Source organism: Corynebacterium pyruviciproducens ATCC BAA-1742 (assembly GCF_000411375.1).
Taxonomy (GTDB): Bacteria; Actinomycetota; Actinomycetes; order Mycobacteriales; family Mycobacteriaceae; genus Corynebacterium; species Corynebacterium pyruviciproducens.
Map to the genome: position 1 here is coordinate 398,861 of NZ_KE150448.1, position 23,797 is coordinate 422,657.

24 protein-coding genes and 3 pseudogenes are annotated in these 23,797 nt (G+C 63.6%); 6 read left to right on the forward strand and 21 right to left on the reverse strand.

The genetic code is table 11. The annotated features are described in order from the left end of the window. Positions 1 to 68: 68 nt before the first annotated feature. On the reverse strand, positions 69 to 272 hold the full coding sequence (locus tag HMPREF1219_RS11395) for a cold-shock protein (protein WP_016459087.1): 204 nt from the start codon (positions 270 to 272) through the stop codon (positions 69 to 71). A gap of 32 nt (positions 273 to 304) precedes the next feature. Here HMPREF1219_RS11395 and HMPREF1219_RS11400 point away from each other — a divergent pair, with 32 nt between their 5' ends. Beyond that, entirely contained in the window at positions 305 to 2,527 is a 2,223-nt protein-coding gene (locus tag HMPREF1219_RS11400; RefSeq protein WP_016459088.1) for a DEAD/DEAH box helicase, read from the forward strand. A 10-nt stretch (positions 2,528 to 2,537) separates the two neighbouring features. On the opposite strand, the gene HMPREF1219_RS11405 is transcribed toward HMPREF1219_RS11400, so the two are convergent. From HMPREF1219_RS11405 to HMPREF1219_RS11475, 15 genes are all read right to left on the reverse strand, one after another. After that, entirely contained in the window at positions 2,538 to 3,470 is a 933-nt protein-coding gene (locus HMPREF1219_RS11405) for a permease (protein ID WP_040427798.1), read from the reverse strand. A 125-nt stretch (positions 3,471 to 3,595) separates the two neighbouring features. Further along, on the reverse strand, positions 3,596 to 4,357 hold the full coding sequence (locus HMPREF1219_RS11410; protein WP_016459090.1) for a TIGR03943 family putative permease subunit: 762 nt from the start codon (positions 4,355 to 4,357) through the stop codon (positions 3,596 to 3,598). 30 nt (positions 4,358 to 4,387) lie between these two features. After that, positions 4,388 to 7,582 (reverse strand): alkaline phosphatase, encoded by a 3,195-nt coding sequence (phoA, locus tag HMPREF1219_RS13455; protein ID WP_016459091.1) that lies wholly within the window; start codon positions 7,580 to 7,582, stop codon positions 4,388 to 4,390. Positions 7,583 to 7,899: 317 nt separating this feature from the next. Further along, positions 7,900 to 8,391 carry an Hsp20/alpha crystallin family protein gene (locus HMPREF1219_RS11420; RefSeq protein ID WP_016459092.1) on the reverse strand — a complete coding sequence of 164 codons (492 nt, stop codon included), beginning with the start codon at positions 8,389 to 8,391 and terminating at the stop codon, positions 7,900 to 7,902. Between the two features lie 196 nt (positions 8,392 to 8,587). Then, a complete protein-coding gene (locus HMPREF1219_RS11425; RefSeq protein ID WP_245554467.1) occupies positions 8,588 to 8,995 on the reverse strand; it encodes an Rv3654c family TadE-like protein in 408 nt (135 codons plus the stop codon). Beyond that, entirely contained in the window at positions 8,892 to 9,194 is a 303-nt protein-coding gene (locus tag HMPREF1219_RS11430; protein WP_016459094.1) for a hypothetical protein, read from the reverse strand. The genes HMPREF1219_RS11425 and HMPREF1219_RS11430 overlap by 104 nt, the downstream gene beginning before the upstream one ends. 2 nt (positions 9,195 to 9,196) lie before the next feature. Then, complete coding sequence (locus HMPREF1219_RS11435; protein WP_016459095.1) at positions 9,197 to 9,379, reverse strand: DUF4244 domain-containing protein; 183 nt, start codon at positions 9,377 to 9,379, stop codon at positions 9,197 to 9,199. A gap of 36 nt (positions 9,380 to 9,415) precedes the next feature. Next, positions 9,416 to 10,021: a type II secretion system F family protein gene (locus tag HMPREF1219_RS11440; protein WP_016459096.1), complete on the reverse strand. Its 606-nt coding sequence runs from the start codon at positions 10,019 to 10,021 to the stop codon at positions 9,416 to 9,418. Beyond that, positions 10,021 to 10,662 (reverse strand): hypothetical protein, encoded by a 642-nt coding sequence (locus HMPREF1219_RS11445; RefSeq protein WP_016459097.1) that lies wholly within the window; start codon positions 10,660 to 10,662, stop codon positions 10,021 to 10,023. The genes HMPREF1219_RS11440 and HMPREF1219_RS11445 overlap by 1 nt, the downstream gene beginning before the upstream one ends. Then, complete coding sequence (locus HMPREF1219_RS11450; protein WP_016459098.1) at positions 10,644 to 11,759, reverse strand: TadA family conjugal transfer-associated ATPase; 1,116 nt, start codon at positions 11,757 to 11,759, stop codon at positions 10,644 to 10,646. Before HMPREF1219_RS11450 ends, HMPREF1219_RS11445 begins: the two co-directional genes overlap by 19 nt. Further along, positions 11,752 to 12,771 carry a septum site-determining protein Ssd gene (gene ssd / locus HMPREF1219_RS11455; RefSeq protein WP_016459099.1) on the reverse strand — a complete coding sequence of 340 codons (1,020 nt, stop codon included), beginning with the start codon at positions 12,769 to 12,771 and terminating at the stop codon, positions 11,752 to 11,754. The genes HMPREF1219_RS11450 and ssd overlap by 8 nt, the downstream gene beginning before the upstream one ends. After that, positions 12,768 to 13,106 carry an HAD family hydrolase gene (locus HMPREF1219_RS13310; protein ID WP_245554468.1) on the reverse strand — a complete coding sequence of 113 codons (339 nt, stop codon included), beginning with the start codon at positions 13,104 to 13,106 and terminating at the stop codon, positions 12,768 to 12,770. The genes ssd and HMPREF1219_RS13310 overlap by 4 nt, the downstream gene beginning before the upstream one ends. Beyond that, positions 13,099 to 13,497 (reverse strand): hypothetical protein, encoded by a 399-nt coding sequence (locus HMPREF1219_RS11465; RefSeq protein ID WP_034989679.1) that lies wholly within the window; start codon positions 13,495 to 13,497, stop codon positions 13,099 to 13,101. The genes HMPREF1219_RS13310 and HMPREF1219_RS11465 overlap by 8 nt, the downstream gene beginning before the upstream one ends. A gap of 24 nt (positions 13,498 to 13,521) precedes the next feature. Beyond that, positions 13,522 to 14,736, reverse strand: coding sequence for a cysteine--1-D-myo-inosityl 2-amino-2-deoxy-alpha-D-glucopyranoside ligase (gene mshC / locus HMPREF1219_RS11470; RefSeq protein WP_005390932.1), 1,215 nt, complete (start codon positions 14,734 to 14,736; stop codon positions 13,522 to 13,524). A 16-nt stretch (positions 14,737 to 14,752) separates the two neighbouring features. Beyond that, positions 14,753 to 15,598 (reverse strand): undecaprenyl-diphosphate phosphatase, encoded by an 846-nt coding sequence (locus tag HMPREF1219_RS11475; RefSeq protein ID WP_005396288.1) that lies wholly within the window; start codon positions 15,596 to 15,598, stop codon positions 14,753 to 14,755. A 70-nt stretch (positions 15,599 to 15,668) separates the two neighbouring features. Between HMPREF1219_RS11475 and HMPREF1219_RS11480 the strand changes: the two genes are divergently transcribed. Beyond that, positions 15,669 to 16,721: a YncE family protein gene (locus tag HMPREF1219_RS11480; protein ID WP_011116971.1), complete on the forward strand. Its 1,053-nt coding sequence runs from the start codon at positions 15,669 to 15,671 to the stop codon at positions 16,719 to 16,721. An 11-nt stretch (positions 16,722 to 16,732) separates the two neighbouring features. Further along, on the forward strand, positions 16,733 to 17,812 hold the full coding sequence (locus HMPREF1219_RS11485; RefSeq protein WP_005390938.1) for a quinone-dependent dihydroorotate dehydrogenase: 1,080 nt from the start codon (positions 16,733 to 16,735) through the stop codon (positions 17,810 to 17,812). Here the strand turns inward: HMPREF1219_RS11485 and HMPREF1219_RS11490 are convergent. The 5 genes and pseudogenes from HMPREF1219_RS11490 to tetA form a co-directional block, all read right to left on the reverse strand. After that, the gene (locus tag HMPREF1219_RS11490; protein ID WP_005390939.1) at positions 17,809 to 18,165 is read right to left on the reverse strand and encodes a hypothetical protein; all 357 of its coding nucleotides are present in this window, start codon (positions 18,163 to 18,165) and stop codon (positions 17,809 to 17,811) included. The two genes, HMPREF1219_RS11485 and HMPREF1219_RS11490, sit on opposite strands and share 4 nt — an antisense overlap. A 10-nt stretch (positions 18,166 to 18,175) precedes the next feature. Next, complete coding sequence (locus tag HMPREF1219_RS11495; protein ID WP_005390941.1) at positions 18,176 to 18,709, reverse strand: YbhB/YbcL family Raf kinase inhibitor-like protein; 534 nt, start codon at positions 18,707 to 18,709, stop codon at positions 18,176 to 18,178. A 21-nt stretch (positions 18,710 to 18,730) separates the two neighbouring features. Next, a pseudogene (locus HMPREF1219_RS13460) lies at positions 18,731 to 19,430 on the reverse strand (ATP-binding cassette domain-containing protein); the annotation flags it as partial. Positions 19,431 to 19,649: 219 nt separating this feature from the next. Beyond that, positions 19,650 to 20,536 (reverse strand): annotated as a pseudogene (locus tag HMPREF1219_RS13465) (ABC transporter transmembrane domain-containing protein); the annotation flags it as partial. Next, a complete protein-coding gene (gene tetA / locus HMPREF1219_RS11505; RefSeq protein ID WP_346426105.1) occupies positions 20,537 to 22,099 on the reverse strand; it encodes a tetracycline efflux ABC transporter TetAB subunit A in 1,563 nt (520 codons plus the stop codon). It lies immediately after the preceding pseudogene. Positions 22,100 to 22,135: 36 nt separating this feature from the next. Here tetA and HMPREF1219_RS13470 point away from each other — a divergent pair, with 36 nt between their 5' ends. From HMPREF1219_RS13470 to HMPREF1219_RS13315, 3 genes and pseudogenes are all read left to right on the forward strand, one after another. Continuing rightward, complete coding sequence (locus tag HMPREF1219_RS13470; protein WP_011116968.1) at positions 22,136 to 22,183, forward strand: erythromycin resistance leader peptide; 48 nt, start codon at positions 22,136 to 22,138, stop codon at positions 22,181 to 22,183. Between the two features lie 99 nt (positions 22,184 to 22,282). Further along, positions 22,283 to 23,137, forward strand: a complete 855-nt coding sequence (gene erm, locus HMPREF1219_RS12665) for a 23S ribosomal RNA methyltransferase Erm (RefSeq protein ID WP_016459102.1) — start codon at positions 22,283 to 22,285, stop codon at positions 23,135 to 23,137. Between the two features lie 164 nt (positions 23,138 to 23,301). Continuing rightward, positions 23,302 to 23,719, forward strand: a pseudogene (locus HMPREF1219_RS13315) (transposase family protein); the annotation flags it as partial. Positions 23,720 to 23,797: the final 78 nt, after the last annotated feature.

A 23,797-nucleotide genomic window follows, 5' to 3' on the forward strand; every position in this document is an offset into this window, starting at 1 on the left:
TCCGTACCTTAGCCGGGGGTGAGGTTAGCTCAACGAACATTTCTCGGCCCCGGCGTGGCGCACCTGAGCTAGATCGGACGAACGCGGGCGGCGTGCGACCCCTTCGGCCCCTCCATGATGAAATAGTCCACCCGCTGATCTTCTTGCAGCGTGCGGAACCCGGCCCCCTCAATATCCGAATAACGAACGAAAATATCCTGGCCAGATTCATCATCAATGATGAAACCGTAGCCGCTTTCTGGGTTGAACCACCGTACTGTGCCTTGTGCCATGTGTGTAGATTGTAAGACATGGAGGACATTCTGTGAGGTTTGGCGAAGAAATCGCAGAACAACTAGCCACCGCCCTGGGGGAGGAGCACATCGAGCACCTCCGGATCACCCCACCCCGGCCCGCCCGGTTTGCGCCGTACCCGGACTGGGTCGACCCGGGCCTACATGCGTTCCTCGCTGACCGAGGAATCACCCAGCTGTTCGAGCACCAGGCGATCGCCGCAACGGCGGCCCACGACGGCGACAACGTCGTGCTCTCCACCGGGACAAGTTCCGGAAAATCGCTCGCCTACCTGCTGCCCATCCTTACCGAGATGGCTAAGGAACGCGGCTCCACCGCCCTCTACCTCACCCCCACCAAGGCGCTGGCCACGGACCAGATCCGCAGCGTCAACGCGATCATCACCGGCTCCGGCATCCGCGGAGTCAACCCCAACGCCTACGACGGCGATACACCCCAGGAGGTACGCCACGCAGTGCGGGAGATGAGTCGCTTCATCTTCACCAACCCGGACATGCTCCACCAGGCGATTTTGCCCGATCATTCCCGGTGGGCCAGGTTCCTGCGCCGGCTTTCCTACGTGGTGATTGACGAGTGCCATTCCTACCGTGGCGTCTTCGGGGCTCACATGGCGCAGGTGATCTGGCGGTTCAAGCGCCTGCTCCACCACTACGGGGCCCACCCCGTGTTCATCGCTGCCTCCGCCACCTCCGCCGACCCGGGCGCGCACGCGGCCCGCCTGCTGGGAGAAGAGGTGCTCGCGGTCTCCCGCGACTGTGCCCCACGCGGGGAACGCACCACTATCCTGTGGACACCGGCGGAGGACACGTCGGCCACAACGGAAGCGGCCCACATCATGTCGGTGCTGCTTACCGAGGGGCTGCGCACCCTCACGTTTGTGAGGTCCAGGCGGGCCGCCGAAACGGTCGCGATGCAGTGCGGCGAGCAGCTGCTGCAGGCAGGACGAATGGACGAGGCCCGGCGGGTGGCCGCCTACCGGGCCGGGTACCTCGCCGAGGACCGCCGCAGGCTGGAACGCCAGCTGGATACCGGCGAACTCGTGGGGCTCGCCACCACCAACGCCCTGGAGCTAGGCATCGACGTGGGCGGCCTCGATACCGTCGTCACCGCCGGCTTCCCGGGCACGATCGCCTCCTACACGCAACAGGCGGGCCGGGCTGGGCGCCGTGGCCAGGGTTCCCTGTCCGTGTTTGTGGCCCGCAAGGAGCCACTGGACCAGTACCTGGTCCACCACCCGGCGGCGCTCCTGGATACACCGATTGAGCGCTTTACTTTCAATCCGTCCAACCCCTACGTGGTGGAGCCCCATCTTGCCTGCGCAGCCGCGGAAAAACCGCTGACCGCGGAGGAAATCGGCGAGTACACACCGAAGGGCCTGGTACAACGAGGTAACGGTCTTTTTTACCCGCAACCTGGGTTACAACCACACCGAGACGTCCACCTTCGCGGTACCGGCGACCAGGTCACGATCGTCGACAAGCAAGACGGACGGTTGCTGGGGACCATCGACGAGAAGCGGGCCAAGTCCGAGCTGCACCCCGGCGCCATCTACCTCCACCAGGGGCGCACGTACGTGAGCGACGAGCTCGTGGAGGACATTGCCCTGGTCAGCCCCGCCCGCCCGGATTACTCCACCATGACACTCTCGAACACGGACATCACGATCCTGAATACGGTGGACGAACGCACCTCACCCGGCATTTCGGTGCAGCTCAATGAGGTGGAGGTGACCGAGCAAGTCACCGGGTTTATTCGGAGGCATCGCTCCGGTGAGATTCTGAGCCAGGAAGCGCTCCACCTGCCTCCCGACGTACTCACCACCCGCGCGGTGACGTACACCATCGATCCGACCCTCCTGGAGGCCGTGGGTCTCACGCCCACTGACTGGCCCGGCGCGCTCCACGCCGCCGAACACGCCGCCATCGGGATTCTCCCCCTCATCGCCACGTGCGACCGGTGGGATCTGGGTGGGTTGTCCACCGCCGATCACCCCGACACGATGCTGCCCACAGTGTTTGTGTACGACGGCTACCCCGGCGGGGCCGGCTTTGCGGACTGTGGGTTCGAGCTTTTCGACGACTGGATCCGGGCCACGTACGACACCATCGAGTCCTGCCCGTGCGAGGCGGGCTGCCCCAAGTGCATCATCTCCCCCAAGTGTGGCAACGCCAACGAACCTCTGAGCAAGGACGGCGCACTGAGACTGCTGAGCATCCTCCGCAAGCCGGCGTAAGCCTCAATCGTCACACCGCGAAGAGGACGAACCCCACTGCTATTCCCACAAGAGTGGCCACAGTAAAAACACTGGGCGCAAAACGCACAACGAATCCCTTGCCCCAGGCCCCGTATTGCATGAAGAACAGCTTGATGTCCACCATCGGCCCAACGACGAGGAAAACGAGCTGGGCCACGGGACTCACATGCGTGAACGAGGCAGCAATGAAGGCGTCAGCTTCCGAGCACAGTGACAAAACAACCGCGAGAATGCCCATGATGAGGCAGGCGACCACTTGGTGCTCGTTCACAGTGTCGAACCACGCCTTTGGCACGGTCACCTTGATGAGAGCCGCAACCATCGCTCCCATAGACAGGTATCCTCCGGCATTCATGAGGTCATGCAGCGCGGAGGCACGAAACGCGTCCCACTTATTTCTGCCAGCGTGACTGTGAGCATGAATGTGTGACATGGGGATTTTCCCGCCGAGGATGATCCACCCCCAGCCCACGATGATCGCGGCGATGATGGAGGCCGCAAGGCGGCCCAACACCATTTTCGGGTGTCCTTGGAAAGCTACCGCGGTGGACACCAACACGACGGGGTTGATGGCGGGCGAGGCCAAGAGGAAGGTGAGTGCTGCGGCGGTGGGAATATTGCGCCGCATGAGCGATTGGGCAACCGGCACCGAGGCGCATTCACATCCCGGCAGCAAGAATCCTGCTCCTGCAGCAGCAGGTACTGCAAAGAAGGGGTTATCCGGTGTGATGTGGCGCAGAAACGAATCTGGCACAAAAGCGGAAATGGCGCCGGAGACGATAACGCCAAACACCAGAAACGGAACGGCCTGCATGACGATCGCCACGGTAATTGAGGCCCATGCCTCCACCGTTCCGTTCAGCGAAAGCACTGGGCCACGCACGATTGTGAGGAGGAGCAAAGCGATGACTGCGGCGAGCATCGCAAACGTAAAGGACCATCCAATCGCCCGCTCTGGCGCGTCCTGGGCGCGACCTCCATGGGTATGATCCAAAATTTGAGACCGATCCTGGTCAGAATTAGTGTCCGCCAGATGTGTGTGCGCGCTCATAGGTAGGGAATCTTTGGTTGAGGGATAGTTTTCAATTGGGTTACGTGGATCACTGGATTGTCCGGGGAGGTACGCGTGTCCACGGTTCCTACTAGGTCGACCCATGTATCAACGGGCGGTGCTGGAGCATCCGCGATGTTCGCCATGTAAGGGATCGCGTCTGCGGCACAACAGTAGATTTTGAACCGGGACACGCGCCAACCTCCATCGCCGGCAGGGGTGACAAAGCCGACCACCCGCACGGTTTTCCCTTCCAGTTCAGGTTTTGACCCGAAAGTGAAGCGCTGTGCGAGCTCTTCCAGCGTTACCTCGTTGGTATCCTCGCCGAGTGGCGGGTAAGCGATGGTGCCGTCAGCATTTCTGCCAACTCTTGTCATCTGTCGCTGCTGCGTCTGCCTAGCCGTGGAGGCACTTGTCGTCCCCGCTGCACCACCAACCGCAGTGGAGCCCATCACAGCAGCCCCAAGCGGATCCGGTGCGGACAGTGTCGCGAGCATGAGCGGGACTAACAGCATCCACACTGACGGGCGCATTGGGTTGTCGGCGCTTGCGGAAGGCAAGTGAAATGCCAGTTCCCATAGGGTCCACAAAGCCAGCCCGAGAAGCGCCAGGCCTGTGGCAAGGATCCATGGGCGGAAGGCCGGCTGCAGGTAGTTGTTCGCCTGCCCGGACACGGCCATGACTGCCAAAATGATGCCGAGGCTTGCCACGATGGAAGCTGCCGTCATCGTCTGGATACCCGTGGAATCGCTTTTCATCCTTGAAGTGCCACTTTCATATTTTTGGGACTAGGACTCAGCTAGTGCATGGGGCTCATCGGCAATGACTCCGCTGTCGCGCTTGGTAGAGCGGTAAGCAACGTAGCCAATCGCGACCAAAATAGCCAGACCGGCGAGACCAAGGCCCCAATGCATCCAGCTGCTCGTGCCTGCCGAAGTCTTTCCAAAGCGAGCGTCCTTATCCCACTGTGGAGTGAGATCAATTGTCTCAGGAGCGCCTACTAAGTCAAGGCCTAAGGCGTTAGCCGCAACGAAAGCGATGTCCGTCTGGTCCAGCTGACCAAGCACGTTGGCGGCACCGGGGCCTTCGGCAGAAACCCTCATCTGCGTGCCGGTGTGGGTCTGGCCACCCAGGGCGACCTTTTCATCGTTGGAAGGCGCGGTGGCGTAGTTAATCACTATATCCGAGCCTTCTTGGCCATGCACCTTGATGGTGCGACCGGACGTGTTCTTACCGGGCGCGGTGATCTGAGAGGTGTGGGCGTGGTCTGCCGTTGTGATGATGAGGGTGGGTTCGCCGGTCTTCTTCACCCACTCACGGACTGCCTGGACAGCTTTATCAAACTCGTCAAACTCGCCGACCTGGCCGCAGAAATCAGCATCATGCCCCGCCTTGTCCACAGAGGCACCTTCCACCTGGAGGAGGAATCCGTTATCGTTTTTGAGCAGGTCCAGCGACTTGGTGGTGAGGTCCGCAAGCTCCGGGATCGTCGAGGGACGCTCCGGGTTGGCGACGCAGTCCACGGCAGGAGCAACAGCTCCATCCAACTCGGGGATGGATTGTTCGTTGTGACGCGGGAAGTTCCCCTCGGAGAAAAGACCGAGCACCGGTTTATCGGTATTGGCGCTAGTCACGGCATCTAGCTCGTCACCGGTGGTAACAACTTGGTAGCCCTGGTCCTTGGCGTTCTCAAGGACGGTCTTGCCTTCTTCCCATTTCTGGCCACCCCACGTGCCACCCTTTTGCACTACTTGGTCAAAGGCCTTGGAGCCACCGCCAAGGGTGACATCGGCACGGAAATCAACGAGCTGCTCGGAGATTGAGCCGAGCCCACCGTTTTCGCGGTACTGGCTGGACATGTCCTCCCCCTGGCAGGAGGACTTGTTCTTGTCAGCCTCCGGGCCGTAGCACTTACGGTTGAGAGCATGTGTGGCGAAGGCAGCAGGAGTGGCATCCTCGATCTCAGCGGTAGTGACGTTGCCCACCTTCATCCCCTTCTTACGGGCTAGCTCCGACAGGAGCGGGACGGGGTTGCCGGCGAGGTCCACGCCGATCGCGCCGTTGTACGTTTTTACGCCCGCGTTCCAGGCCGTTGCGGATGCCGCCGAATCGGTGACAAGACCAGGCAAGCCGGTTTTGGCCTCCAGCGGGTAAGTAGTAGCCGAACCGGTGAAGGCCATGTTGTCCACTCCAGGCAGACGGCCTGAAGCTCCCACAAGGTAATCCCTGGCAGAAGTGATCTCCGAATCACCGGTGCCGTCGGCGATCATGAACACCACGTTTTTGGCTTTGGAATCATCCAGGCCTTCCCCTTCCGCACCGAACTGGGCACAGTTGCCGGCCTTAGAGGAATCCTGGGTGACGAGGTAACAGTTGTCCCTTGCATTAACCGCTGGTCGCGCCTTGGCCACATCCACCTGGTTTTTGTTATTTGCCTTCGCAGGCTCCCAATCGCCGAGTTTGAGGGCATTCGCCATGGTGAAGAACGTATCCGTCTGGTCCGTCTGACCGATCACGTTTTCAGCACCCGGGCCGTACGCGGCAATGCGCAGTTGGGATCCGGTGTGCTGCGTGGACATCTTCGGATCATTGAGAATCGTATCCATGGGCAGTGTGCCCCAGCCGACAGTCATGCCCACACCGTCGGCTGTTTTCACACGCGACGTAGCAGACACTGAATCCGTGGCATCGTAAAGGATCTGCGCGGAGTGCGCGTGATCGGCGCTGAGCAACACGAGCGTATTTCCATCCTGTTTTGCGAAGTCTAACGCCGCCTTCACCGTCTCATCGAGACGGTCGGTCTCACCAATGACACCGCACAAGTCCGCCGAATGATTGCGCTTATCAATGGATGCTGACTCAACCTGAAGGTAAAAGCCTTTGTCTGACGAAGGATCGTCGAGAAGCTCGATAGCCTTGGCGGCCATGTCCTTAAGCTCGGGTTCCTCCCCAGTATCCTGGGTGGTGCACTCGTGCGGGGCCTCCTGAGAGCCGTGCTCGGAGGGACGAAGATCAGCAAACCGCGTGGTCATGTTGCCGTTGTTGAACAGGCCAAGGACGGGGGCATCTTGGTTGGCTTCCTTCACCGCATCGAGTTCCTTTGCGGTGCGCACAATGGTAAATCCTGCCTCCTTGGCATTTTCTAGCACGGTTTTCCCGGCTTCCCACTGCATCGTGTTGTCCACAAAGGGGTTTCTCCCGGGGCCGGACTCCTTCACCTTTTGCCCAAAGGATTTGGCGCCACCGCCAAGCGTGACATCGGCACGAAAATCGACAATCTGCTCGGAAATGGATCCCAGCCCGCCGTGCTCCCTGAACTGCGGGTCAAAAGCTTCTCCCTTGCATCCCTCACCGTTTTGTGATTCATCCGGCCCGTAACATTTGCGATTAACCGAGTGAGTCGCAGCGGCTGCTGGCGTCGCATCCTGAATTTCTGAGGTGGTGACGTTACCGGTGCGCATCCCGGCCTTCTTCGCCATTTCCATCAAATTTTCCACCGGTTTTCCCTCGATATCAACGCCAATCGCGCCGTTGTATGTCTTGGTGCCCGTTGACCACCCGGTTGCCGATGCCGCCGAATCCGTCACGTAGTTGATGGAGCCGTCCTTGTTCACCGAGTGGTGGGTGTAAGCACCGGTAGCGACAAAATTATCAATGCCTTCGAACCGGCCGCCGGCACCGTGAAGGTAGTTTCTGGCCAGGGTAATCTCTTGCTGACCCATGCCATCGCCGATGAGCAGAATAACGTTCTTCGCCTTCGCGTCGCTGCGCCCCTGACCAGCCTTGCCAAACTGCGCGCAATCACCGGGATGCGGGGCGCGGGGGCTGCCGTCAGGATTGGTAGTCACACACGTAGTGGAGGGGCCACCCTGGGAAAGGGAGTCATCTTGTGCGCTAGCTACTGTTACGCCAGCGACAGCAAAAGCAGCGAAAAGAGAAGTGCTTGCTGCCGCTGCTAGGAGCGACTTCATCGGTCTTTTCATTATGGGCCTTTCCGAGTGTTCTTATCTAGTTGCAAATCGGATTCAAGAAACATTCAGGAAAAAATTCCACTATGAAGTGGTGAACAAACGGTGACAACAAGGTTTACCCAAAAGAAAAAGCGCCTTAATTTTTTTCTATTAAGATTGTTTTAGTTTTAATTATTGCATGGACATGTCATTATTTCTTATTAAAACCGGTTTTTACTTCCTCTGTGAAGGTAAACAACAAAAACTGGGTACCGAATAATCAGTACCCAGCCTGTTTCGCAGCGCCTACGGCTTTTAGCCAGGCAAGCGCCACTACGTTTTATTTGTTGTTACTTAGCCTCGTCCTCATCGGACTCGATGGTCTCCAGCGCGGAATCGCCACCCGTGATCTCAATCTTCCTCCTAGACTCCGCCACCTGCGGCGTAGGAACCGTGACGGTGAGAACGCCGTTATCCAGCGAGGCCTGAATATCGTCGGTATTGACACCCTCCGGAAGCGTGACGCTCCGGCGGAAGCTCTCGGAGGATTCCCTAATCACATAGTTGCGTTCCTTATCCTCCTCGCGGGAGTGGCGGGACGCGCTAATGGTGAGGACCCGACCGTCGAGGTCCAGATCGATATCGTCCTTAGAGAAGTTGGGCAGGTGCGCCTCAACAACGACCTTGTCGCCGGAGGTGTAGACGTCCGTGGTGGGGCTTTCTACTCCGCGGCGCGGGGCCGGCCAGTCACCGCGGTGCGCGGGACCCCAATCGTCACCGAAGAATACGCGCTGCAGCGGTACGAGTTCTGCGAATGGATTCCAACGTGGGAAATCAGCCATGATATGTCTCCTTTATCTGTTCATCTGTGCTTTTGTAGCGGGGGTAGCAGATGCGTTACTCAAGTATTCTCAATGTCCGCTTATCTACCTTTCTACTACCCCCAACCATAGTGGCGATTTGACTTTTGTCAACCATTTATTGTCATGTTCTCCAACAGCGTACAAAAACATCGTTTTTCCACCTCACAGCATTTTCTCAGCGAGTTGGGCCGGCCGTTGAGAGCGCTTGTCTACCTCCCACGCGCGTCGCAACCGTGACATCGCCACCCCTGACTATGCATTCAGTCACAGTACCCCCGTTGCGGGATGCGATGGTGCGGGCAGCAGCGCATCCATCACGGCCCACGTACGCCTCGTACGCCCCGGCCAGGGCCGCCGCATCCGCGGCGACCTGAGCCCGGTGATCGTCCCAGAGGAGCTGCGACCCGTACACCACCACGGATACGAGTGCCACGAGCGCAACTATGACCCCGGCAGCTAACACGGTGGCATAGCCACGGTCATCCCGCACGATTGTGGCCCTCCACGGTGAAGACGGCGGTTGATGAAATCTCCCCGAGCGGTGAGGGGATGGTGGCGGTAGCCGTGGCCAGTCCCCCGGCATCCGTCACCTCGACCGTTCCCCGTGGCGGGCTGTAGTCCACCCCGATGGCGTACGCCCTCGCCGCGGCGGCAGCAACATCGGTGGCAACAAGGGATGCGACAAGCGCCCCGATTCCCGCCACAATGATCCCCACCACCACGATTATTGCGGTCAGCGCAAACGCGGCTTCCACGGTGACAGCCCCCTCATCGTCGGCCACGGCTATGACCTGCTGCGGAGGGCTTCTGTGAAGAGATTTTCGATGGCTCCGCTGACGCTGTCGCCGGTGACGACGGTGTACAGGATGCCGGCCAGTGCCGCCGCGGCGAGTGTGCCCAGCGCGTATTCGACGCTGGACATCCCCTCATCGTTTGCGAGCAACTGGCGGATGTGAGTGATGAACATGAGTTTTCCTTTCTGGAAGAAATGTGAGTGAAAGAGTTAGAAGAATTGCGCCCCCAACGACACCAGCACGGGCACGAGGCCGAGCAGGAAGAACGCTGGAAGGAAGCAGGTGGTTAGCGGCAAGGCAATGAGGACTCCGGCCCGCTCTGTCGCGGCAGTCCTCTCGTCGGCGGCACGTTGCGTGAGTTTGTCAGCAACTCGCCTGCATCCGGCGACAATGGAAGCACCCGTGCGTGTTGAGGCGCTGGCAAGCGATGCGATGTCCGCACATCCGGGTAGCGCTCGTACCGGCTCCCACGCGGTGTCAGGATCAACCCCGACGGCGAGAAAAGCGGATACCGCAAGCCAGGCCGTGTCTCCCCCGCAGACTCCCACAGCGTGAGCAGCCTGCTCGTGGGTGAGTCCCGCCTCAAGGCACGCGCAGAACAACTCCACGTCGGTGACGACGCTGAGGGACCCGTCGCGGGCTCCGGGTCCGCAAGTGGCGCCGCCTGCTCCGGGACCGCAAGTCGCGCCGCAAACGTCGGGACCGTCGCGGGCCCGGCCGCGGGAAAGCCAGGGGGTGCGCTGGGATAGCCGCCAGGCGGGAGGGGCGGTGGCAAGGTGGGCCGCGATAAGGATGAGGACAACGGGAACGAGCATCACATGGCCCCCGTGATGATCCGCACCGACCATTCGATGCCCGCGGCAATGCACACCACTCCGCCGACAAGAACCAGCCCGCCTGTCCCACCGCCAAGGAGGTAGTGGATGGAATCGGCCCCCAGCGCCCCTCCCATCACGATGCCGATGATGGGCAAGGCCGTGAGGATCGCCGCCGTGGTAATCGGCCCCTGCAGCTGGGCGACGGTCTGCTTCTGGTGTTGCAGCTCACGGTCCATGGTGGCCTGGACACTCTCCAAGAGTCCCGCCAGTGGCACGCCATACGTCTGCGCCACCCGGCCCAGGGCCACCACACGCGGCTCGTCGGGAGCATCCTCCGGCCTGTACAGCGCCCCCGTGCGCAGCGTCCCCGCCAGCTGCCCCACGTCCCGAGTAACGTTCTCCTTTGTGCGGGTGCGCGTGCGAACCGCGCGCACAACCAGGCCCACCCGCAGCCCCACGCCCACCAGCACAACGATCGCCACGATAGCGCTCACCCGCCTGATGAGCAGAGCTGCGATGACGGCCACAACGGTGCACACGATCGGCACGAGCCGCTTGTTCGGCGCCGCATCCCCGGGCGCAAGCCTGTGGCGCGGGGAAACACCGAGAATGATGAGGGCTACCGCGATAGCGAGCACACGAACTCCTCCCACCCCTGTTGTGGCACGCCATCCTCCCACAGCACACGGGTGGTGACGGGCGGTGGGCCCTCCACCGTGCCGATCTGGTGCACTACCCGCCCCGCCGGTGTCCGCGCCATGTGAATGACCACGTCGATGGCCGCTGCAAGCTGGGTGTGCAGCGCCCGGGCATCAAGCCCACCCAACGCGCCGAGGGCCTCCATCCGGGCCGGGACTTCCTCCAACGAGTTAGCGTGCACGGTGCCGGCGCCGCCATCGTGGCCCGTGTTGAGGGCCGCCAGGAGGTCAACCACCTCTTTGCCCCGGATCTCCCCCACAACAATCCGATCCGGACGCATCCGCAGCGCCTGCTTTAACAGGTCAGACATGGTGATTTCGCCGCAGCCCTCGGAATTTGCGCCACGCGTGGCAAGGCTCAGCACGTGCGGGTGCGGTGGATGCAGCTCGGCGGTGTCTTCGATGCAGATCACCCGCTCGTCGCGTGGCACCTCGGCAAGGAGAGCCGAAAGCAGCGTTGTCTTTCCCGTCCCGGTTCCACCTGTGACCAGAACCGACCGCCGGGCCAGCACAATGTTGCGCAACACGGCAGCCACATCAGCGTTGAGTCCGAGCGCGTCGAGCCTCGCCGAGGCCCCCTGTAACATGCGCAGGCTGATGAGCGTCCCCGAGCACGACGGTGGGGCGAGCATCGCGTGGAGGCGAATGCTGAGACCATCGGGGCGCGCCAGGTGCCCACCCACAAACGGGACCGCATCATCGAGCCGGTGGCCTGCCGCGTGGGCGAGCCTCGTGGCCAACTGGCGAACCTCCGCGTCGGAATCAAAGCTCACCCCCGGCACCGGTTCCATCCCCCGACCCCGGTCGACCCACACCGAGTGTGGCCCATTGACCACGATATCGGTCACCCCGGGCCGTACTAGTTGCTCCAGGATGCCGATTCCCTCCACCCTGTTGCGCACACGCTGCAGGAGCGCCAACACCTGCTGATCGGAGACGATCCCCGCCTCCCCACGCGCGAGCTGTGCGAGCTGGGTGGGGGTGAGATCTGGGTTGACTGCCAGCGCTTCCTGGAGCTTGTCCACCACGCTAGCCACGTCGGGCCCCTTCCAGGCGTTCGGCCACGGCCTTGAGCTGCCGGGGGACGGTGCGCATCCCGCGGGTCTCCACGGTTTTGGCGAGCCCCCGCACGTGGGGGATCTCCGCCACCACGGGAAGCTTCACCAGGTTTTCCACCTCATGTGCGCTGAGCCCCGACCACTGCCGGTAACGCACCACCACCCCGAGTTCGGTGCGCACCGCCCTGCTTATCGCCGTCCCCGCCGCCACGGCCCGCACTTCCGCCGGCACCACGAGATATACGCGGTCGAGGGCGCCGACGAGCTGGCGGGCGGTGTCACCCCACGCTGGGAGGTCGACCACGGTGAGGGCTCCGGAGGAGTCGGAGCGGTGGCACTCGATGATGGCGACGATGTCCTCCACACTCGGAGCCGGTGCCACCCCTCCCCTGTCGCAGGTGAGGATCGCCGTGTCCGCCACGTGTGGCAGCGCGGCCCGGAGTTCAGCCGCCGGAACGTGGCCCTCGACGTGGACATCGGCCCACCGTTTTCCCTCCTGTTCTTCGGCACCGAGCAGGAGGTCCAGTCCCCCGGAGAAGGGGACGGCGTCGACAAGCAAGGAAGGCGAGGAGGAACTCAGCGCAAGCGCGCAGGCCAGCGTGGAGGAGCCAGCCCCGCCGCAGGCCCCCAGCACGCCGATGACCTCACCGGTGGCAGACGGCCGGGCCGGAGTAGCGCTCAGCGCCTCGACGATGTCGTAGGACATCGAAGGAACGGTGCAGGCCGCCTCGGCATGGAGGGCGAGGGCGCGCTGGTAATCAGGTGGGCCGGGATCGGGTGCCACCACAAATACCCGCGGCCGACGGGGCTGATCGGCTACGCACTCGGCGCACTCGGCGTCGATGAGGACGGCGAAAGCGCGCCGGTAGTGGCGCCGTATCTCCAGGGGGTCCGTTGTTTCCACCACCTCGTGGCCCGTGGCGGCGGCGATGTGGAGCACGTCGGCGTGGGCGGGTTCGTGGGCAGCGATGAGAATGTACGTTTCGTTCATGGCCCCCATCTTTGGCACTGCCTACGGCGCCGGCAACGGGAGACCGAAAAACTGTGGATAACTCGGTTACTCCCCGGTGAACATCCCACAACCTGCAGGTAGAACATCCAGGTGCGGTAGCGCTCCAGGTCGCCGTCTTTAAGCTCGTAGCCCGCCCACTCGGCCACCACGCTCAAGGTGTTGGGGAAGCTGCCGCCGATAGTTTTAGCGCGCACCTCCGGGGTGAGCGGGCGGCCCAGCAGCTCGCCGAGCTCGAAGGTGGCCTTGCCCCACAGCGGTTCGGTGTCGATGAGGGTGCCGTCCATGTCCCAGAGGACGGCCTTGGGCCTACTCAAGTTCCGGAAGCTCGTTGAGAGCCTCGTCCGTGGCGCCGGTGGCGGCCGCCGCGCGGAACACCAGGGTCTCGATGTCGGCCTTCTCCTCCGGCTCGAGCACCGCGTTGGCGTGCTTCTCGTTGAACGCCTCGAGGTTCTCGTAGAACGGCGCGACGACCTTCACCAGCGCATCGCCCTCAGGGTCGTCGCCGAGCAGGTCGAGGGCGTCCAGGAACATCTCCAGGAGCTTCTTCAAATCCGGCAGCACCGCCGGGTCGAAGGGCTCTTCCCACAGTTCCTTGTCCTCATCCTGCAGGTAGGAACCGGTGGCGAAAGTGGTCAGGTCGTCGATGAATTCGTCTACCTCGGGCTGAAACTGGGCCCGAATCGAGTTGTCCGCAGGTGCGCTCATGCGCCCCATTGTGCGTGAGACGCGTTAAATGCGCACCCCGAGCAGCCCGTCGAGGGCGGTGGCGATGATCTGATTGCAGTCGCCTGCCGCGCCGTCGAGAAGCGAAAGTGCCTCCGGGGTGTTCAAATCGTCCGCAAGAATTGCGCGAAGCTTATCGACGACATCCGTCGCCCCCGCCTCGCTCACCTCGCCGGCGAGCTGCTCGCGCCAACGCGCGAGGCGCTCCTCGGCCTCAGCCAGGATCGCGTCGGAGAAGTCCCGGTCCTCGCGGTAGTGGCCGGAAAAAACGGCCAGGCGGATTGCCGACGGGTCGTGGCCTGCCTCCGAGAGCTTGTGCACGAACACGAGGTTGCCCAGGGACTTGGACATCTTCACCCCGTCGAGGGCGATCATGCCGGCGTGGACGTAGTGCCCGGCCATGCGCTCGACCTTTAGCGCGGCCTCAGCGTGGGCCGCGGAGAACTCGTGGTGCGGAAATGCCAGGTCAGATCCGCCGCCCTGGATGGCGAAGTGGCTGCCCAGGCGGTTGGTGGCAATCGCGGAGCACTCGACGTGCCAGCCCGGCCGGCCCGGGCCGAACGGCGAGTCCCAGGCGGGCTCGCCCTCGCGGTGGCCGCGCCACACCAGCGCGTCCAGCGGGTCGCGCTTGCCTTCGCGGTCCGGGTCGCCGCCACGTTCCGCGAAGTACTCCTCCATTGTGGCGCGGTCCAAGTTGGACTCGTAGCCGAACTGCTCGGTGGCGTCGATGGAGGCGTAAATGTCGCCCTGGTCGAGCTCGTAGGCCGCGCCGGCGTCGAGAAGCTGCTGCACCATTGCGATCACCTCGTCGACTGACTCCATCGCGCCGATGTAGTCGCACGGCGGGATCACGGACAGGATCTCCATGTCGCTGCGGAACAAGTTGATCTGGCTGGTGCCGAGTTCGCGCCAGTCCACGCCGTCGCGCTCTGCGCGCTCGAACAGCGGGTCGTCCACGTCGGTGATGTTCTGCACGTAGTGGACCTTGTGGCCGTTGGCGAGCAGCTGGCGCTGCGCCAGGTCGAAGGTGAGGTAGGTCGCGGCGTGGCCGAGGTGGGTGGAGTCGTACGGGGTGATGCCGCAGACGTACATCCCCACCTCCCCGTTCGCATCCGGGGTGGTGTCTACTTCCTTGACGCGCTGATCGGCGGTGTCGAAGAGCTTCAGCGGCACCGGGGTGCCAGCGACTGCGGGTACGGACGGGTCGGGCCATGCATGCATGCGGACAACCCTACAACTAGGCGGCCATCACGCCAGTGCCGAGCAGCGCCATCACGAGAAGGCCCAGCGGAATGCGGTAGGCGGCGAACCACGCGAACGAGTGGTTGGACACGAACTTCAGCAGCCAGGCAATGGAGATGTAGCCGACCACAAACCCGATGCCGGAGCCGACGAGCAGCTGCAGCCCGCTTGCCGCCTGGCCTGCCTGGGGGTCGAAGGCGTCCGGCAGGGAAAACAGCCCGGAGGCAAGCACTGCCGGGATGGCCAGCAGGAAGGAGAAACGGGTGGCCACTTCGCGGTCCAGATTGAGGAACAGGCCGCCGGAGATGGTGCCGCCGGAGCGCGACACACCCGGGATGAGCGCCAGGCACTGCCACAGGCCCATCACAACCGCGTCCTTCATAGTCAGTTCCTCGAAGCCGCGGGTCTTTTTGCCGCGGCGCTCGGCCAGGATGAACACCAGTGAGAACAGGATCAGCACTGTGGCGGTGATCCAGAGGTTGCGGAAGTTCTCGCGGATGAGGTCTTTGAGTAAAACGCCCGCAAGACCGACCGGGATGGTGCCGGCGATGACCATCCAGCCCATGCGGTAGTCGAAGTTCCGCTTGGACTTGTCCGCGAGGCCGGCGAACCAGGCGGTGAGGATGCGCCAGATGTCTTTGGCGAAGAACACCAGCACGGCCAGCTCCGTGCCCAGCTGGATCACAGCGGTGAAGCTGGCGCCGGCGTCTTCGCCCCAAAATAGTTGGGAGACGATGCGCAGGTGGCCCGAGGAAGACACGGGCAGAAACTCGGTGAGGCCCTGGACAATGGACAGGACGATCACCTGAACCCAGGACATTGTGGTGGCGGGATCAGTCATGGCGAAAGACACTACCCCGCCTACTTAGCCATCGCGGTGCGCGACGGGCGCGTTGCTAGGCTTTGACCTTGTGAATGCTCGTTTGTTTGCCCCCAGTTCCCGCCTCCGCTTTGCCGCAGTTTCCGGTGCCGTCTCGGCTGCCCTGGCGCTGAGCGCCTGCGGCGCGTCTCCTTCCGCCAAGATCGAGGAAGCTGGCGGTGAGGCCGCTGCGAACATGGGCAGCGCTAAGCCTGTGCAGTCCCCGCAGTCGTCGGACCCGGCGGGCGCGGTGGTGGACTTCGAGCCAGTGAGCGATGTGGACGTCACGAACGGCCGCATCGGCGTCCGCACGGAAAACGCGCTGACGATCGGCACGCTCGAGGAGATCCAGCAAGGCAAGGCCGCCCGCCACGAGCTGGACCAATCCTGCGGCGAGGCATCCGCCAACGCCGGCACCTTCGCGCTTGCCTGCGCGGGCGAGATCAAGCTCTTCGGCGACCGGGAGGAGACTATCGCCACGGATAAGCCGGTCACGGTGGCCACGGTGGCGTCGACAGGCGAGGTGCTCGCAGGCAGCGACACTGAGCGCAAGGTGTGGGTCTTCGACGGCGGAGAGCTGAAAGACACCATCGACGTCGCACGCGAGACCGATCAGCTCCAAGCGGTGCAGGTGGACGGCCAGCGCGACTCCGTGGTGCGAACCAACCGCTTCGACACCACCATCCAGGACATCGACTGGAACGGCTCGCGCCAAGGCGGCACCCTGCGCGTCGGCCTGGGAGTGGGCAAGGTGCGCGGCGGCGAGCACGGCCTGGTGCTGGCTGCGGATTCCACCGGCAACCAGCTCCACGTCTACACCACCGACGGCATCATCCGCCTCCAGCAGTCCGCGCCGGTGCCGGAAGGACCCTGGGATGCCGCGTGGGACCCCGCGCAGCGCCTCGCCTGGGTCAGCTCGCTGGCCAGCAACACCGCCACCGGCTACGACATCTCCCAGGGCATTCCGGTGAAGCGCAAGCACTTCGCCACCGTCGCAGATGCCCAGAGCATCATTACGCTTGACGACGGCACCGTGGTCGCCGCCTCCGCATCCGGCGACGGCATCCAGATCGTCTCCCCCGCCGACCAAACCGAGAGCAACTAGGAGAAAAACCCATGACGCTCTACGACCGCGCACTCAAGCTCATGTTCCTGCTGCCGCCGGAGCGCATCCACGGCATCATCAGCGGCGCGCTGCAGACGCTGCACCTGGCCACCCCGGTCAACCGCGTGATGGAAAAGGCCGTGCGCGTGCACGACCCGGTGCTGCGCCAAACCGTTTTCGGCGTGGACTTCCCCGCCCCGCTGGGGCTGGCGGCCGGCTTTGACAAGAACGCCGAGGCGATCGACTCCTGGGGCGCGATCGGCTTCGGCTACGCTGAGATGGGCACCGTGACCCCGAAGTCCCAGCCGGGCAACCCCACGCCGCGGCTGTTCCGCCTGCCGGAGGACAAGGCGATTTTGAACCGGATGGGTTTCAACAACAAGGGCGCGCTCGTGGTCGCCGACAACCTCCGCGCGCGGCGCTCCCGCGACGTGGTGGGCATCAACATCGGTAAGAACAAGACCTCCGAGGACGCCGTGGCGGATTACCGCGCCACCTCGACGCTTCTGGGTCAGCTTGCGGACTACCTGGTGGTCAATGTCTCCTCCCCCAACACGCCGGGCCTGCGCGACCTGCAGGCGGTGGAGGAACTCCGCCCGATCCTGGAAGTGGTGAAGAAATCCACCACCACCCCGGTGCTGGTGAAGATCGCGCCGGATCTTTCCGACGAAGACATCGACGCCGTGGCTGACCTCGCCGTCGAGCTGGAATTGGCCGGCATTGTGGCCACCAACACGACCATTTCCCGCTCCGGGCTGAAAACACCCGCCTCCAAGGTGGAGAAGATGGGCGCGGGCGGCATCAGCGGAGCCCCGTTGGAGAACCGCTCGCTTGAGGTGCTCAAGCGCCTCCACGAGCGAGTCGGCGACAAGCTGGTGCTCGTCAGCGTCGGCGGCATCTCCACGCCCGAGCAGGCGTGGGAGCGCATCACCGCGGGCGCGAGCCTGCTGCAGGGCTACACCCCGTTCATCTACGGCGGGTTGGGCTGGATCCGCGGCATCCACCGCGGGATCGCCGCGCAGATCAAAGCCCACGGCCTGGACTCGATCGAGCAGGCCGTGGGCAGCGGGCTGGAGTGGAAGGCGCTCTAAGCGTGTCCGGCTGCGCTGCGGCGCAGCACCACCGCGCAGAGGCCGGCGGCGAGCGCCCAGCCGATCAGCCAGAACGGCGTGGTGGCCATCAGCTCGGTGTCGGGCGCGATGAAGCCGAGCCCGATGAGCACCACGGCCACGATTAGCGCGCCGACCTGGGTGCGTGAGCCTTCCTGCTTGGTGTTGTAGGTGGCGAAGGCGCCGACGATGGCGACCGCCACGATGATGGAGAGCACCTGCGGGGTGACGGGGAACGCGGCGTCGCCTCGAAGCAGCGCCAGCACGGCGTAGAGCACGAGCACGAGTGCGATGCCCATGAACGCGCCGCCGACGCGGAGTTGCACTGGAACCATTCGGCGAATCTTACTGGTTTTCGTACCAGCCCCAGATGATTGCCCGGCCGAGCGAGTGGAAGTTCAGGTTGAAGCCGAGCTGGGTGGGGTTGGCAATCTCGTCCGCGGGAAGCTCCGTGTCCACCGCGTGGACGGCGAACAGGTAGCGGTGCGGGCCGTGGCCGGCCGGCGGGTTCGCGCCGTAGTAGCCCTTGACGCCGCTGTCGCCGGTGAGCACCACAGCGCCAACGCCGAGGTCGTCCTTCGCGCCCGCGCCGGCGGGCAGCTCGGTGACGTCAGCCGGGATGTTGAACGCGGACCAGTGCCAGAACCCGGAGGCGGTCGGCGCGTCCGGGTCGAAGCAGGTCACAGCGTACGTCTTGGTGCCCTCCGGGGCGCCGGACCAGGACAGCTGCGGGCTAGTGGCATTGTCGCCGGCCAGCGAGTCGGCGAGGCGCTCGCCGTCGACGATGTCCTCGGACGTGATGTCGAAGGACGGCACGTCCGCCAGCGCGGCGTACGGGTCGGGGCCGGGGAAACGGTCGGAAACATAATTTGCAGTCATGTCCCCATTCCTACCGGAGAGTTAGTGACCGCCGCCACTCCACGCAGCGAACAGTTGCGCGTATCTCCCGTCGGCGGCGACGAGTTCGGTGTGGGTGCCGTCCTCGATGATGCGCCCGGCGTCCATGACCAGGATCCGGTCCGCGGCCGCCGCCTGGTCTAGGCGGTGCGCCACCACCAGTGCCGTGGTGTCTGCGGTGATCCGCGCGGCGGCGTCCTCCAGCGCGTTCGTGGCGTCGCTGCCGGCTTCCGCTGTGGCCTCGTCCAGGATGAGCACCTTCGGGCCCGACAGCGCCACGCGTGCGAGCGCGAGCTGCTGCTCCACCTCCGGGGGTATGTCCTCCGCGCCTGCGCCGACGGCGGTGTCCAGCCCCTTCGGGAACAGGCGCGCGAACTGGGTGCCTTCAGGGTCGAGCCCGACACTTGCCAGCGCCCGCAGCAGGTCCGCGTCGGTCGCATCCTGTGCGGCCATCGAGAGGTCCTCGCGCAGGGTGCCGGCGAACAGGTGGACGTCCTGGGTGAGCAGGGTGACGTTCTTGGCGGTCCACGTGTCGCTGACCTGCGAGGTTTCCACGGCCCCTACCCGGATGCTCCCAGCTGTGGGCTCCACCAGCCCCGCAATGAGCGCGGCGAGCGTGGACTTGCCGGCGCCCGAAGTGCCCACCAGCGCGGTGGTTGTTCCGGCCTCGAGCGTGACAGAGAGGTCTTCCAGCACGTTGGCGCCGCCCGGGTAGGCGAACGAGACGTGGTCCACCTCCACATCCACGAGTGCAGCAAGGTCCGCCGGCACGGCCGTGGCGTCGCGTCCGTCCGCGAGCTTGGCCAAGCTCACCGCGCGACCCACGGCGGTGGCAGCGCCCTGCAACTCGCCGACGAAGAACAGCGCGTTGAACACCATGACCTCTGCGCGGATGACCATGAACACCGCAGCGCTCGCCTGGCCCGGGGTGACAACTCCGGCCGACGCGAGCCACGCGCCGACGCCAAGCGTGAGCAGCACCCACGCGGCGAAAGCGACCTGGCCGATGCCTGTGAGCCGGATGAACCAGGGCACACGGTCCATCTCCGCCTCCACCGCGCCCCACGAGGTCCGCCGCATCCGTGCCAACGCCCAGCGCTCCAAGTCGAAGGCGCGCAGCGTGGGCAGGCCCCGGACGGTATCCAGCAGCACCGCGTTGCGACGCGCCTCCGCCACGCTCACCGCGTTGGAGGCATCCGGGATGGCGCGGACCACCGCGCGGGCGAACGGGTACGTGCAGATGCAGATCAAAAGCAGGATCAAGGCGAAGCGGACGTCGATAAGCAAAAGCCCGATAAACGTGATCGGAAAGACGAACACGGTGGTGAGCACGCGCGAGCCGATGGCGGTGATGGTTTGGACGACGTCGTCGATGTCCTTGGTCATGCGTGTGATCACGTTGCCGGTGCCGAGCTCCATCACCCGCGGCACAGGTGCGCGCAGGATCGCGTCGAGGCAGCGACGGCGCAAGTCGATGGACGCGCGGGCGACCTTGAGGCCCACCACGTAGTTACCGAGGGCGCGCAGGAACATCTCGACGAGCATGCAGGCCAACGCCAGTCCAACAGTCCACACAAAGGCGCGGGTGCCGGTGCCCAGTAGCGGCACCTCGCCTCCGGTGAGCGGGTCGACGCTGCGCCCGAACAGGTTCGACTGCGTGGTGTACACGGCGACGATGAGCGCCTGGATGAGCAGCAGACCCGCCCACCAGCGTCTGTCCAGCGCGTTGGGCAGCGCCGAGAGGTACGCGAAGGTCTCCTTCACACTTGCGGGTGCGACCGCGTCTGTGCGTGCGTAATCGGGCGCCATCTACGCCACCTCCAATTCGGTTCCAGCGTGCTGCCACGCGGCGTTTCCGGTGATGACCACGGTGGTTTTGTCTGCTCTGAGCGCGGCGACGGCTGCCACGACGTCCGCCTGTGTCACGGAATCGAGCCCCGTGGTCGGGTCGTCCAGGATGAGCACCTCCGGGTCGGCGGCGAGCGCCCTGGCAAGCGCGACGCGCTGGCGCTGCCCGCCGGAAAGGTTCAGGCCGGCCTCCCCCAGCGGCGCGTCCGGCAACTCGCCTGCTTCGTTGATACCGCCGAGCCTGCGGAGGATGTCTTGGCAGTGGGCGGCGGCGAGCGCCTGCTTGACGACGTCCTCCGGCACATCCCCGCGCGGGTTCACGTTGTCTGCGATGGTGCCCTCAAACACGTTGACGGTGTGCGGCGGGAACAGCACGTCTGCGCGCTGCGCCCACGCGGCGGCGGTGGCGTAGGAACGCTCCGCCGGCTCGAGAATCCACAGCCCCGCGCCTGGGACCGGGGTGTCTGTCGGCTCAGGCCCCGCCGCGTCATCGCCCGCGTGGTGCAGCTGCTCGATGCGCTGGCCACTCGCGACGGCCCTGCCCCACCCGCTGGCCAGGTCGCCGAACGCTAAGCCCGCCATGGTCAACGCAGGCTGCACCAACAGTGCCACGGATGTCAGCTGCCCCGGGGTGATCTCCCCGCGCAGCGTCATCCACGCGCTCAAGCCCACGATGCCAAGGTTGCACAGCCACGCCACGCAAAACCTGGCGAAACCGAGCCACACCTCCACACGCAGGTGCGTGAGCATCAAGCGCTTCGCCTTCGCCGTTTCGGCGTGAAAACGTGTTGCCACGGTTGCACCCGCGCCTAGGCCTTTGACGGTGCGAATGCCTTGCGACGCATCCGTGGCCAAGCCAGCGACATCCGCCTCCGCGGCGCGACGCTTCAACGACACCCGCGTCACCGGCCCCGCGGTCCACGCGGCGAACAGAGCGATGATCAGCGCGCTGGCCGGGATGGCCAGTGAGATCCACGGGGAGACCGACCACATCGCCACCATCGCGCAGACCGCGTAGCCGATGGCCATGAGCGGAAACGACAGCAGCTCGCGGTAGCGGCCGACGGTGTTCGCGTCCGCGTCGATGGTGTTGAGTACGGTGCCGGGGCTCATCGCTCCCGCCCCGCGGCGCAGCACGCCCGAGGACAGGTGCTGCTGCGCGTTGTGGGTCACGCGGCGCACCGAGGCTGTGGCCAGGCCGTCGCCGGTGGCCTCGCCGATGAACTGGATGATGAAGATGCCGACCAATACTGCGAAGAGCCACCATGCGTTGAACTTTTCTTCCCCCACCAGGCCGTCCACGATCATGCCCACCACCACCGGCACAAACGCGGAGATGCCGGAGCCGATGAGGTAGCTCAGAATGTGCAGCACTAGCACGCCCGGGTATGCGCCTACCATGTCCCTGACCACACGGTTCCCGCTGCTCCAGCGTGCTGGGTGGAGCCGCGCCGGATCGTCCGCTGGCGGCGCGGGCGGGACGAACCAGCTGTACGTCTTCATTCTGCGCGGCGGTGGCATCATTCTGGAAAATCTAGCATATTGGATATAATTAGACCCATGTTGATTTCAGGTACCGCTTTCTTGCGGTTGCGCACCAACCGCTAAGGCGGTTTCCTACCCCGTAGGTTAAAAACCGCTCCGGTCCTTTAGCCGGGCGGCTATTTGTCATGCCCGGCTCCCTTTCAAATCCAAGGAGCACACCTGATGTCTGCATACGGACACGGCCGTCACGAGCATGGCCAAAATTTTCTCACCAACCACAAGATCATCAACTCCATCATCGACCTTGTGAAACAAACCTCCGGCCCCATCATTGAGATCGGACCAGGAAGCGGTGCCCTCACTCACCCGATGGCCCACTTGGGGAGGGCGATAACGGCAGTTGAAGTGGACGCAAAACTAGCTGCCAAAATCACACAAGAAACCTCCTCGGCGGCGGTCGAAGTGGTCCATGATGATTTCCTTAACTTCCGGTTACCCGCCACTCCCTGCGTCATTGTGGGAAACATTCCCTTTCACCTCACCACTGCCATTCTTCGAAAGTTGCTGCATGCGCCAGCATGGACTGACGCTGTACTCCTCATGCAGTGGGAAGTCGCTCGCCGCCGGGCCGGGGTAGGCGCAAGCACGATGATGACGGCTCAGTGGTCCCCATGGTTCACATTTCACCTGGGTTCTCGGGTACCAAGGCCTGCTTTCCGGCCACAGCCAAACGTTGACGGGGGGATCTTAGTGATCCGCCGGGTGGGTGACCCGAAGATTCCGATAGAGCAGCGCAAAGCCTTTCAGGCGATGGTGCACACCGTTTTCACTGCCCGGGGACGCGGGATAGGGGAAATTCTCCGAAGGGCAGGGTTGTTTTCATCACGTTCAGAAACACAATCATGGTTGCGCTCGCGAGGAATCGACCCCGCGACCCTACCTCCCAGATTGCACACCAACGACTGGATCGATCTCTTCCAGGTGACTGGTTCCTCTCTACCTCACCATCGACCCATTTCACCATCGGGAAGTAGTCAACGACCTCCTCAACGGAAAAACCGAAGCCGGCGGCGTTAATCCCCACCAAAACCGAAATCCACCAGTAGTACTAAAAGGGCTCTTCCGGTTTTAGAGTGCATTGATTAGTTCGCCGGGGGTTCGGGCGTGGCACAAGATATTGGGGTCCTTGGCTTTGTAGGAAAAAGGTATCTAATCCATCCGTACAAAACTAAGGACCTACTGTGCAGCCTAACGGAAATGTCATCGTCGATACCATCTGCCGCACCGCAAAACTAGGAACTACTATCACCGGTGCCACAGAAAACGGTGACGTCACTGTTATTGAAGCCGAACCCGTCGAGCCGATCAATGAATGCCCTACCTGCGGGCAGCCTGGAGTATTCCGCGACCACGTCATCCGCAGCCTGGTCGATCTGCCCATCGTCGGCCACCCAACAACTTCATGTGCGCCTTCCACGCTACCGGTGCACCAACAAGCGTTGCTTGCAGAAGATCTTCCGTGCTGGCCTTGCCTGCGCGCCCGACAATTCAAAGACCACGGACCAGGTGACCCACTGGATCCTGCAACGACTCTGCCTAAATCGGATGAGCGTTGCCGCTGCACCCAAGTCATTAGGCCTGGGGTGGGATATGAAGTGTCCCAGGTTTTGTTCCGTTTGATGAAACCCGTTTTTGAAACAACGTACGGAGCACAACGCACGCCGATGCCAAAGCTTC